Raw genomic sequence first — 12948 nt, 5'->3', positions numbered from 1 at the left:
GGATCTCACAGACCCTTGTCGATCAGCGAGAAGAGCTCGTCCGCGCTCGCCATGCGCACGTCGTTCTCCCCGTTCGCACCTGCCGGGCCTCCGCGCCACTCGTCCACGAGCTTCTGGAGGCGAAGCGTGATCTCGGACCGGGCCTCGACGTCGGTGGGGAGCTTGCCCAGCAACCGGCCCAGTTCGTCGAGGCTGTGCAGGACCTGCGACTCGACCGGCTCCTTCTGCGGCAGGATCTGGCTCCCCAGGAACTCGGCGATGGCGACCGCGGTGGGGTAGTCGAAGATCAGCGTCGCCGGCAGCCGGAGCCCGGTGGCCCGGCTCAGCCGGTTGCGGAGCTCCACCGACGTCAGGGAGTCGAATCCGAGCTCGTTGAAGCTCCTGTCCGGATCCACCTGCGCCTCGGACGCGTGGCCCAACACGCCGGCGGCCTCCGTACGTACCAGCGACACCAGAATGTGCTCCTGCTCGGCCGGGGACAGCCCGGCCAGGCGGCGCTGCAGCGCCGGCTCGCCGTCGTCCGGGGCCGGCGCGCTCTGGGCGGTGCGGCGCGCGGTGGTGCGGACCAGCCCGCGCAGGACGGCGGGGATGCCGTCCTCGCGTGCGGCGAGCGAGCGGGCGTCCATGGGCAGCGGTACGAGGAAGGCTTCCGACCTGGTGAGAGCGGCGTCCAGCAGTCGCATGCCCTCGCCGGCGTCCATCGCGGTGAACCCGGAGCGCGCCAGCCGTTCCAGATCGATCCCGCTCAGCCGGCGGGTCATGCCACCCGTGTCCGGCGCCCACACGCCCCAGGCGAGGGACTGCGCGGGCAGCCCCGCGGCCTGGCGGTGGACGGCCAGGGCGTCCAGGAAGGCGTTGGCCGCCGAGTAGTTGCCCTGCCCGGCGCTGTCCAGGGTCGCGGCCGAGGAGGAGTAGAGGACGAACGCGGCCAGGTCCAGGTGCTGGGTGGCCTGGTGCAGGTGCCAGGCGGCGTCCGCCTTCGGCCGCAGCACCCGGTCGATCTTGTCCGGGGTGAGGGAGGTGACCACACCGTCGTCCACCACCCCGGCGGCGTGGAAGACCGCGGTGAGCGGGTGCTCCGCCGGGATCCGGTCGAGGAGCGCGGTGACCTGCGCGGGATCGGACAGGTCGCACTCGGTCACGTCGACCGTCGCGCCGGCGGCCCGGAGGTCGGCTTGGAGCTGGTCCGCGCCGGGTGCCTGCGCTCCTCGGCGGGAGGCCAGGAGCAGGTGCTTGACGTGGTGCTCGGTGGCCAGGTGGCGGGCCAGGATGGCGCCCAGGCCGCCCGTGCCGCCGGTGATCAGTACGGTGCCGTCGGGGTCCAGGCTGTGCGGCACGGTGAGGACGATCTTGCCCGTGTGGCGGGCCTGGGCCATGTGCCGGAAGGCCTGGCGGGCTTGCTGGACCGGCCAGCACCGCACGGGGAGCGCCGCCAGGTCGTCCTGGGCGAACAGGTCGAGCAGCTCGGCCAGGATCTGTCCGATGCGCTCGTGTCCGGCGTCCATCAGGTCGAAGCTGTGGTAGCGGGCGTTCGCGAGGTCCGCCGGATCACGCAGGTCGGTCTTGCCCATCTCGATGAACCGGCCGCCAGGGGCGAGCAGGTTCAGGGAGGCGTCGGTGAACGGGCCTGCCAGCGAGTTCAGCACCACGTCCACCCCCGCTCCGCCGGTGACCGCCGCGAAGGCGTCGGCGAAGTCCAGGTCGCGGGAGGAGGCGATGTGATCGTCGGCCACCCCGAGAGCGCGTAGCAGGTGCTGCTTGGCGGGTGAGGCGGTGGCGAACACCTCCGCACCCAGGTGGTGGGCGATCTGGATGGCGGCCATGCCGACACCACCGGCCCCGGAGTGGATGAGCACCCGCTCACCACGGCTCAGCCCGGCCAGATCGACCAGCCCGTACCAGGCGGTCGCGAACGCGCCCGGAACCGAGGCCGCACGAGCGAAGCTCCACCCCTGCGGCATCCTCGCCATCATCCGATGATCAGCAACGACCCGGGGACCGAACGTCCCCTCCCCCATGCCCATCACCCGATCGCCGACCCGCAGCCCGGTCACGCCGGGCCCGACCTCGGCGACGACACCGGCGAACTCGACGCCCATCGGCCCGGCCTCACCCGGGTACATGCCCAAGGAGTTGAGCACGTCGCGGAAGTTCAGTCCGGCCGCGCGGACCTCCACCCGTACCTCGCCGGTGGCCAGCTCACGGTCGGCCTCGGGTGCCGGGATCAGGGTCAGGCCGTCGATGGAGCCCTTGGTGGGACTGTCCAGCCGCCACCCGCTCCCTCCTTCGGGCGCCTGGAGATCGCCGGAGGCGTCGGCCCGGGCCAGCCGCGGCACCAGTACCCGACCGGCCCGTACCGCCAGCTGCGGTTCGTCCGCCGTGCTCAGGAGGGAGACCAGGGCGGGGAGCGACTCGGCCGCGCCGTCCAGGTCGACCAGCAGGATCCGGCCCGGGCTCTCGGCCTGCGCCGAGCGCACCAGACCCGACACCGCCGCCTCGACCAGCGCGCCGCCGGCCTCGGTGCCGGTTGTCACCGCACCGGTGGTCACGAGCACCAGCCGGGTCTCCGCCAGCCGCTCGTCGGCCAGCCACTCGTTCAGTACGCCTACGACCCGGTCCAGCTCCGACCGCAGCTCCTCCAGCGGTCCTCGGCCGTCCGCCTCGACGTCCAGGCGCATGACCACGGCTCCCGGAGCGCTGTGCCCGGATGCGACCGCCTCGCCCAGCGCCGCCACATCCGCGTACTCCGCCAGGCCGCCACCGGCGGACTCGACGGCCGCGGCCAGGGCCGGCCACCGTTCGCCGACGATCGTCACCTCTGCCGCCGCGGCGTACGCCGGCTCATCCGCCAACGGCACCCAGTCCATCCGCAGCAGCGACGACAAGGACGCGGCGGCGGACAGCTTCTGGTCCGCGAGCTCGCGCAGGATCAGCGAGCCGATCGAGGCCACCGCCTGTCCTGCGGAGTCCCCTGCTTCTATGGTCACCGCGCCGTCTTCGGCGCGGCGCAGGCGTACCCGCAGGTGGCTGGCGGCGGAGGCGTGCAGCCGCACGTCCGTCCAGGCGAAGGGCAGAGCGACCTTCTCGTCGGCGGCGTCGGAGAGTCGTTCGGCGACGCCGATGGCGTGCAGCGCCGCGTCCAGCAGCGCGGGGTGGATGCCGTAGCGACCGGCCTCGTCAGCCTCCCGCTCGGCGAGTTCCACCTCGGCGAACACTTCTCCGTCGCGCTCCCAGGCCCGCTTGAGCCCTTGGAAGGCGGGCCCGTATCCGTACCCGGTGGCGGCCACCGCCTCGTAGTGGCCCGACACGTCCACCGCCTGCGCTCCCGCCGGTGGCCACTGGCTCCAGTCGGACCCCGCCGCCTCGTCGCCGTCCGCCGCGGCCACGGTGCCCGCGGCATGACGCGTCCACGGCCGATCACCGCTGCGGGCGTACACCGCCACCTCGCGCCGCCCGCCGTCGTCGGCGGCGGCCACGGCCACCTGGATCAGGACCGATTCGTCCTTCTCGATCACCAGTGGCGTCTCGAGCGTCAGCTCCTCCACTACCGAGCAACCGACCTCGTCGCCCCCGCGCATCGCCAGCTCCACGAACCCGGTGCCGGGGAACAGCACCTTCTGGCCCACCGCGTGATCGGCCAGCCAGGGATGCGTGGCGATCGCGATCCGCCCCGTCAGGACCACACCGCCCTGGTCGGGCAGCTCCACCGCGGCGCCCAGCAGAGCGTGGTCCGCGGGGGCCTGGCCCAGCCCGTTCACGTCCGTGGCAGCCGACGTCGGCCGGAGCCAGTAGTGGTGGTGCTGGAAGGGGTAGGTGGGCAGGTCGGTGGTGGTGGCGGGGGTGTTGGTGAAGAGCTTCCGCCAGCTGACGGCGGTGGTGTGGGTGTGGGTGGTGGCTATGGCTTCGAGGATGGTCTGGGTTTCCGAGTGATGTGGGCGCAGGGTCCCGGTGAAGGTGGCGTGGCTGTCGGAGGGGACGTTGTGAGGGGCGATGTTGGTGAGGGGAGTGTCAGGTCCGATTTCGAGGTAGGTGGTGACGCCTGTTTGGTGGAGGTGGGTGATGGTGTCGGCGAATTGGACGGGTTGGCGGGCGTGGTGGGCCCAGTGGGTGGGGGTGAGGGTGTGGGTGGGGGTGGCGGTGGTGTTGGTGATGAGGGGGGTGTGGGCTTGGTGGTGGGTGAGGGTGTGGGCGAGTTGGTCGAGGGGGGCGAGGATGGGGTCGAGGAGGGGGGAGTGGAAGGCGTGGGAGACGTTGAGGTTGCGGGTTTTGCGGCCTAGTTGGGTGAAGTGGGTGGTGATCGTTTGGATGTCGTGGGCGTTTCCGGAGATGACGGTGGAGGTGGGGGAGTTGATGGCGGCGATGGCGGTGTGGGGGGTGAGGTGGGGGGTGATTTCTTGGGGGGTGGCTTGGATGGCGGTCATGGCGCCGCCGGGGGGGAGGGTTTGCATGAGGTGGGCGCGCCTGGTGATGAGGGTGGCGGCGTCGGTGAGGGTGAGGATGCCGGCGGTGTGGGCGGCGGTGATTTCGCCGAGGGAGTGTCCGGCGAGGTAGTGGGGGTGGATGTCGTAGTGGGTGAGGAGGTGGGTGAGGGCGGTTTGGAGGGCGAAGAGGGCGGGTTGGGTGTAGTGGGTTTGGTTGAGGAGGTGGGCTTGGGGGGTGTGGGGTGGGGCCCACATGATGTCGCGGATGGGGTGGTCGAGGTGGGGGTCGAGGGCGTCGCAGGCGTTGTCGAGGGCGTGGGCGAAGGTGGGGAAGGTGTTGTAGAGTTCGCGGCCCATGCCGGGGTGTTGGGCGCCTTGTCCGGAGTAGAGGAAGGCGATCTTTCCGGGGCGCGCCCGCCCGGTGACGAGGGTGACGCCGTTGCCGGCCGCAGTGCCGTTGCCGTTTTGCGTGCTGTTGGCCGCGCTGACGCCGTTGCCTGCCTCTGAGCTGATGGCGGTGCCATTCAGGCTCGTGCCTGCGCCGTTGGTGGCGGTGAGCTGGTGAAGGGCTTGGTGGAGGTCGTCGGAGGTACGGGCGAGGATGACGGCGCGCTGCTCCAAGTTGGCCCGGGTGGTGGTGGACAGGGCGACGTCGTGGAGGGGCAGCTCGGGGTGGGTGGTGAGGTGGTCGGCCAGGCGGGCGGCCTGGGCTGCCAGGCTGGCCTGGTCGCGGGCCGACAGCGTGATCGGGACCAGCGGCAGGGGGCGCAGGGCCTCGCCGTCGGCGGTCGCACCGGCCCCGGAGCTGGCGGCCGCACCGGCATCGGTGTCGAGGGCGGGGGCCTGCTCAAGGACGAGGTGAGCGTTCGTGCCACTGATGCCGAAGGAGGAGACGGCGGCTCGGCGTGGCTGGTCGGCCCGGTTGGGCCATTGCCGGGCCTCCTGAAGGAGGCGGATCTGGCCCTGCTCCCAGTCGACGTGGGTGGTGGGGGTGGAGATGTGCAGGGTCTGCGGGAGGAGCCCTTCGCGGGCGGCCATGACCATCTTGATCACCCCTCCCACGCCGGAAGCGGCCTGGGCGTGCCCGACGTTGGACTTGAACGACCCCAGCCACAGCGGGTCCGCGGGGTCACGATCACGCCCGTACGTGGCCAGCAGTGCCTGCGCTTCGATGGGGTCGCCGAGTTTGGTGCCGGTGCCGTGGGCTTCGACCGCGTCGATGTCACCGGGCGTCAGGCCCGCGTTGGCCAGCGCCTGGCGGATGACCCGCTCCTGGGAGGGGCCGTTCGGGGCGGACAGGCCGTTGCTGGCCCCGTCCTGATTGACCGCCGACCCGCGGATCACACCCAGCACCCGATGGCCGTTGGCCTGCGCCTCCGACAGCCGCTCCAGCAGCAGGATGCCCACGCCCTCGGAGAACACGGTGCCGTCGGCCTCGTCGGAGAACGCCTTGCACCGGCCGTCTCGGGCCAGCCCCCGCTGACGGCTGAAGTCCACCAGGAGCTCCGGTGTCGCCATCACCGTCACGCCGCCCGCCAGCGCCAGGCTGCTTTCCCCTCTGCGCAGGGACTCGCAGGCGAGGTGGATGGCGACCAGGGAGGACGAGCAGGCGGTGTCCACCGTCAGCGCCGGGCCTTCGAGACCAAGGGTGTAGGCGATCCGCCCCGACATGACCGAACCGGCGCTTCCGGTCTGGAGATACCCCTCGATCTCCTCCGGGTACGAGCCGGGGCCCGCGCCATAACCGGTCTGCGTTCCGCCGATGAAGACGCCGGTCAGAGTGCCGCGTAGCGAGTCCGGGTCGAGCCCCGCCCGTTCGAGCACCTCCCACGAGGTCTCCAGCAGGAGCCGCTGCTGCGGGTCGATCGCGATCGCCTCGCGCGGGCTGATCCCGAAGAAGCCCGCGTCGAACCCGGCCGCGTCCTTCAGGAACCCGCCCTCCCGCAGATACGTGGTCCCCACGTGATCGGGGTCGGGGTGATAGAGCGACTCCAGGTCCCAGCCCCGGTCCTCGGGGAAGGAAGAGATGCCCGAGCGGCCCTGGACCAGCATGTCCCACAGGTCCTCCGGCGAGTTCACCCCGCCGGGGTAACGGCAGCTCATCGCCACGATCGCGATCGGCTCCCCCACTCCGGCAGGAGCTGTCGTAGCCCGCGCCGCCTGCGCTCCGGACGCCACCCTGTCGCCGCCGTTCACCCGCTGCAGCAGGTGCGCCGCCAGCGCCACCGGCGTGGGGTGGTCGAAGACCAGCGTCGCCGGAAGCTTCATGCCCGCCGCCCGGCTGAGCCGGTTGCGCAGCTCCACCGAGGTCAGCGAGTCGAACCCCAGATCCTTGAACGGCCGCCCGACGTGGATCTCCTCGCCCGAGGCATGCCCGAGCACCGCAGCCGCCTCCGCACACACCAGCGACACCAGCACGTGCTCCTGCTCGGCCACCGGCAACCCTGCCAGCCGCTGCTCCAGCGCCGACCCGCCGTCCGAAGCGCGCCCGGTGGTGGCGGCGCGCCGCGCGGGCGTGCGAGCCAGCCCACGCAGAATCGCCGGGACACCGTCATGACGAGTGCTCAAGATGCGGGTGTCGATGGGCAGCGGTACGAGGAAGGGCTCTGGCCTGGTGAGAGCGACATCCAGCAGTCGCATGCCGTCGACGGCGCCCATCGCCGTGAATCCCGAACGAGCGAGGCGATCGAGGTCGATCTTGGCCAGTTGGCGGGTCATGCCACCCGTGTCTGGCGCCCACAGTCCCCAGGCGAGGGATTGCGCGGGCAGGCCGCTGGCGTGGCGCTGGATGGCGAGTGCGTCCAGGAAGGCGTTGGCCGCCGAGTAGTTGCCCTGCCCGGCGCTGTCCAGGGTCGCGGCCGAGGAGGAGTAGAGGACGAACGCGGCCAGGTCCAGGTGCTGGGTGGCCTGGTGCAGGTGCCAGGCGGCGTCCGCCTTCGGCCGCAGCACCCGGTCGATCTTGTCGGGGGTGAGGGAGGTGACCACGCCGTCGTCGAGGACTCCGGCGGTGTGGAAGACCGCGGTGAGCGGGTGCTCCCCTGGGACGCGCTGCAACAGCTCGCCGACCTGTGCGGGGTCGGACAGATCGCACGCCGTGATGTCGACGGTCGCGCCGGCTGCTTCCAGGTCGGTCCGGAGCTGGTCGGCGTCGGGTGCCTGGTCTCCTCGGCGGGAGGCCAGCAGCAGATGCTTGACGTGGTGCTCGGTGGCCAGGTGGCGGGCCAGGATCGCGCCCAGGCCGCCGGTGCCGCCGGTGATCAGCACTGTGCCGTCGGGGTCCATGCTGCGCGGCATGGTCAGGATGATCTTGCCGGTGTGGCGGGCCTGGGCCATGTGCCGAAACGCCTGGCGCGCCTGCTGCACCGGCCAGCACCGCACGGGCAACGCCGCCAGCCCGCCGCTGGTGAACAGGTCCAGCATCTCGGCCAGCATCTGCCCGACCCGCTCGATCCCGGCGTCCATCAGGTCGAAGCTGCGGTAGCGGACGTGCGGGTGCGTGCCCGCGACGTCGGCGGGGTCGCGGCGGTCGGTCTTGCCCATCTCGATGAACCGCCCGCCAGGGGTGAGCAGGTCGAGAGAGGCGTCGGTGAAGGGCCCGGCCAGCGAGTTCAGCACCACATCCATCCGCGCCCCGCCCATGACTGTGGCGAAGGCGTCGGCGAAGTCCAGATCGCGGGAGGAGGCGATGTGATCGTCGGCCACGCCCAGGGCTCGCAGGAGGTGCTGCTTGGCGGGTGAGGCGGTGGCGAAGACCTCCGCACCCAGATGGCGGGCGATCTGGATGGCGGCCATGCCAACACCACCAGCGCCGGAGTGGATCAGCACCCGCTGCCCCCGGCAGAGCCCGGCCAGATCGACCAGCCCGTACCAGGCGGTGGCATACGCCACCGTCACCCCGGCCCCCTGGGCGAACGACCAGCCCTCCGGCAGGCCGACCACCAGCCGCTGATCGACCACCACCCGAGGACCGAACGCGGCATCGCCCAGCCCCATCACCCGATCCCCGACCCGCAGCCCGGCCACGCCCGGCCCGACCTCGGTGACCACGCCGGCGAACTCGCCACCGATCGGCTCACCCTGCTCGGGCACCATGCCGAGGGTCACGACCACGTCGCGGAAGTTCACCCCGGCCGCGCGGACGTCTACGCGTACCTCACCGTCGGCCAGGTCCCGATCGGCCTGCGGCTCCGGGATCAAGGTCAGCCCGTCGAGGGAGCCCTTGGCGGGGCAGTCCAGCCGCCAGGCTCCCGGCCCCTCGGGCACCACCAGATCACCTGTGGTGTCGGCGCGCGCCAGACGAGGCACCAGCACCCGACCAGTGCGCACTGCCAGCTGCGGCTCGTCCTCCACACCCAGCACAGAGGCCAGGACGGTGAGGGAGTCGGCCGCGTCGTCGAGGTCGACCAGCAGGATCCGGCCCGGGTTCTCGGCCTCCGCCGAGCGCACCAGACCTGACACCGCCGCCCCGGCAAGAGCGCCGCCGGCCTCGGTGCCGGTTGTCACCGCACCGCTGGTGACCAGCACCAGCCGGGAATCGGCCAGCCGCTCATCGGCCAGCCAGTCGCTCAGCACGGCCACGACCCGGTCCAGCTCAGGCCGCAAGCCCTCCAGCGGCTCACCGGCGGTGTCCACATCCAGGCGCATGACCACGGTCCTGGGAGCAGCGAGTCCGGACGCGACCGCCTCACCCAGCGCCGCCGTATCCGCGTACTCGGCGACACCACCACCGGTGGACTCGACGGCAGCGGCCAGGGCACGCCACCGCTCGCCCACCACCGCCACGTCGCCAGCGAGGGAGCCCGGCAGCTCGCCCGGCAGCGGTATCCACTGCACCCGATGCAGCGCTTCATCCCCAGGCTGGGGCCGTGACGACAGTCCGTCGGCCGGGAGCGGGCGCGAGATCAGGCTTGTGACGACCGCGACCGGTGCGCCGGCGGGATCGGTGATGCGGATGCTGGAAGCGCCGTCCTCAGCCGGACGGATGTGAACGCGCACCTGCTGAGCGCCCGAAGCGAGAAGTTCCACCCCGTTCCAGGCGAACGGCAGCTCCACCCCATCAGCCTGCTCGATCAGGCCGGTGGCGTGCAGCGCGGCGTCCAGCAGCGCCGGGTGGATGCCGTACTGGTCGGCTTCGGCGGCCTCCCGCTCGTCGAGCTCGACCTCGGCGAACACCTCGCCGTCGCGAATCCAGGCCCGCTTGAGACCCTGGAAGGCCGGACCATACCCGTACCCCGAGCCGGCGAGCGTCTCGTAGTGGCCGGACACGTCCACCGCCTGCGCGCCCGCCGGCGGCCACTGCCCATCGGCAGAGGCTGCGGTGCCGGTCGTCGCGGTGAGGGTGCCGGCGGCGTGACGGGTCCAGGGTCGCCGGCCGGTACGGGCATGCACCGTCACCTCGCGGCGGCCGTCCTCCTCGGCTGCGGCCACGGCCACCTGGAGCTGGACCGGCTCGTCGCCCTCGATCACCAGCGGCGCCTCAAGGGTCAGCTCTTCCAGCACCGGGCAACCGACCTCGTCACCCGCGCGGACAGCCAGCTCGACGAACCCGGTGCCGGGGAACAGCACCGTTTCTCCCACCGCGTGATCGGCCAGCCAGGGATGCGTGGCGATCGAGATCCGCCCCGTCAGCACCATGCCGCCGTGATCGGGCAACTCCACCGCCGCCGCGAGCAGCGCGTGATCCACCCGGGCCTGACCCAGCCCACCCGCGTCCGACACCCCCGCCGGGGCGCCGTCCAGCCAGTAGCGCCGGTGCTGGAAGGCATACGTGGGCAGCTCGACACCAACGCTGGTACCGGGCAGGAGTGTCTGCCAGTCCACCGCCACACCTACGACGAACGCCTCGCCCACGGAGCGGATGAACCGGTCGGGGCCGCCCTCGCCCCGGCGTAGCGATCCCACCGCGACCCCGGAGGTGCCGGTGGCGTCCAGGATGTCCTGCACCGCCATCGCCAGCACCGGATGCGGAGAAGCCTCGATGAACGCGCTCTTGCCATCGGCCAGCAACGCCCTGACCGCGCCCTGGAAGTCCACCGGCCGGCGCGCGTTGGCGAACCAGTACTGCGCCCCCAGCTCCGAACCCGCCAGCAGCCCACCGCTCACCGTCGAATAGAACGGCACCCGGCCCGGCCCGGCCTCCACCACGCCCAGCATGTCCAGCAGCTGCTCGCGCAACGGCTCGACCATGACTGAATGCGAGGCCACCGTGGTCGCGATCACCCGCGCCCGCACCCCCTCGCCCCGCAGCCGCTCCACGAACTCCTCCAGCGCCTGAGGTGGTCCGGCCACGGCGCAGGAGGCCGGGCTGTTGTCCGCGCTCACCTCCAACCCCGCATCCAGCGAGGCCACACGTTCACGCACCATCTCGGCGGGCAGTCCCACGGCGGCGATCGCGCCGCGCCCCCACAGCTCGGCGGCGAACAACCGGCTGCGCAACACCACCACCCGCACGGCGTCAGCCAGCGACAACACCCCGGCCACGCACGCCGCCGCGACCTCGCCTTGCGAATGCCCGATCACCGCTGTCGGGCGGACGCCCACGGACTCCCACAACGCCGCCAAAGCCACCCCGACCGCAAAAGCGACCGGCTGCAGCTTCTCGATCGCCTGTAGCCCGACCCCGTCAGCGTCGGCCAGCACCTGCGCCGGATCCCAGTCCACCCACCGCCGGATCTCGGTGAAGCACTCCTCCAGCCGGGCGGCGAACACCGGCGACGCCTGCGCCAGCTCCACCCCCATCCCGGCCCACTGCGCCCCCTGACCCGGGAACACGAACACCGCATCCCGCCCGCCGGCAGCCGACCCGGTCACGACCTGCGCGTCAGCCTCGCCGGCCGCCAGCGCCCGCAGCCCGGACAGCAGCTCCTCCCGATCAGCGCCCACGACCACGGCACGGTCCTCGAACACCGCACGCGAACGCACCAGGGACAACCCCACACCCGCAACCGACAGCTCAGGCGAGGCCGCCACATGATCGGCCAACCGGAGTGCCTGCGCCCGCAGAGCCTCAGGGGTCCGCCCCGAGACGACCCACGGCACCACCGGCACGCCCGCCGCCAGTGCGCCTTCCCGCGTCTCGGCCGGCGCGTCACCAGGCGTGGCAGGCTCGAGGTCCTGTTCCACGATGACGTGCGCGTTCGTCCCGCTCACGCCGAACGACGACACCCCGGCCCGCCGCGGCCGGCCCTCCGGCTGCGGCCACTCCTGCGCCTGCTCCAGCAAGCGCACCCGGCCCTGCTCCCAATCGACATGGGTGGTAGGCGCCGACACGTACAGGGTCCGGGGAAGCACGCCCGCGCGAGCGGCCATGACCATCTTGATCACACCGGCCACGCCCGCGGCGGCCTGCGTGTGACCGATGTTCGACTTCACCGAGCCCAGCCACAACGGCTCCGCCGACTCCCGGCCCTGCCCGTACGTGGCCAGCAACGCCTGAGCCTCAATCGGGTCACCCAGCGCCGTCCCGGTGCCGTGGGCCTCGACCACGTCCACCTCGGCACCCGAAACACCCGCGTTCGCCAGCGCCTGACGGATCACCCGCTCCTGCGAAGGACCGTTCGGAGCCGTCAACCCGTTACTGGCACCGTCCTGGTTGACCGCCGACCCCCGGATCACCCCCAGGACCTGGTGGCCGCGGGCGCGCGCGTCGGAGAGGCGCTCCAGCAGGAGCATGCCGACGCCCTCGGAGAACACGGTGCCGTCGGCGTCGTCGGAGAACGCCTTGCACTTGCCGTCGCGTGCCAGCCCCTGCTGCCGGCTGAAGTCCACCATCAGCTCGGGCGTCGGCATCACGGTCACGCCGCCCGCGAGCGCGAGCGTGCTCTCCCCGCCGCGCAGCGACTGGCAGGCCAGGTGGATGGCCACGAGCGAGGAGGAGCAGGCGGTGTCCACCGTCACCGCGGGGCCCTCGAAGCCCAGGCTGTAGGCGACCCGGCCGGAGATGACGGAGCTGGTGTTGCCGGTCTGCACGTACCCCTCGGCGCCCTCGGGGAACGGTCCGAGCCCCGAGACGTACCCGGTCTGGGTCCCGCCGACGAAGACGCCGGTGGGGCTGCCGCGCAGCGTGCCGGGGTCGATCCCGGCCCGCTCCAGCGCCTCCCATGCGACCTCCAGCACCTGGCGCTGCTGCGGGTCCATCACCAGGGCCTCGCGCGGGCTGATCCCGAAGAAGCCCGCGTCGAAGTCGCCCGCCCCTTCGAGGAAGCCGCCGTCACGCGCGTACGTCGTCCCGCTGACGTTGTGGTCAGGGTCGTAGAGCGTCTCCATGTCCCAGCCCCGGTCCTCGGGGAAGGGGGACATCCCCGACCGGCCCTCGACCAGCATGTTCCACAGGTCCTCCGGCGAGTTCACCCCGCCGGGGTAGCGGCAGCTCATCGCCACGATCGCGATCGGCTCGCGTTCCTTCGCCTCGACCTCACGCAGCCGCCGGCGGGTTCGCTGGAGGTCGGCGGTAGCACGCTTGAGGTAGTCCCGGAACTTGTCATCAGTGGCCATGGGAATCTCAACCAGCCTTCGGGTAGTGAGGTGG

The 12948-nt window shown here is 72.0% G+C and carries 1 protein-coding gene; it reads right to left on the bottom strand.

Annotated features, from left to right (window positions below; translation table 11 throughout):
• Positions 1-5: 5 nt before the first annotated feature.
• Entirely contained in the window at positions 6-12914 is a 12909-nt protein-coding gene (locus tag HD596_RS29420; RefSeq protein WP_185072532.1) for a type I polyketide synthase, read from the bottom strand.
• Positions 12915-12948: the final 34 nt, after the last annotated feature.

It is taken from the genome of Nonomuraea jabiensis, assembly GCF_014204795.1.
Taxonomy (GTDB): domain Bacteria; phylum Actinomycetota; class Actinomycetes; order Streptosporangiales; family Streptosporangiaceae; genus Nonomuraea; species Nonomuraea jabiensis.
Note: the sequence above shows the minus strand (reverse complement) of the source record. Positions and strands in the feature narration are given on the sequence as shown.

Coding starts and splice junctions, on each gene's coding strand:
- HD596_RS29420 (WP_185072532.1), bottom strand. CDS start 12,914: ATGGCCACTGATGACAAGTTCCGGGACTACCTCAAGCGTGCTACCGCC.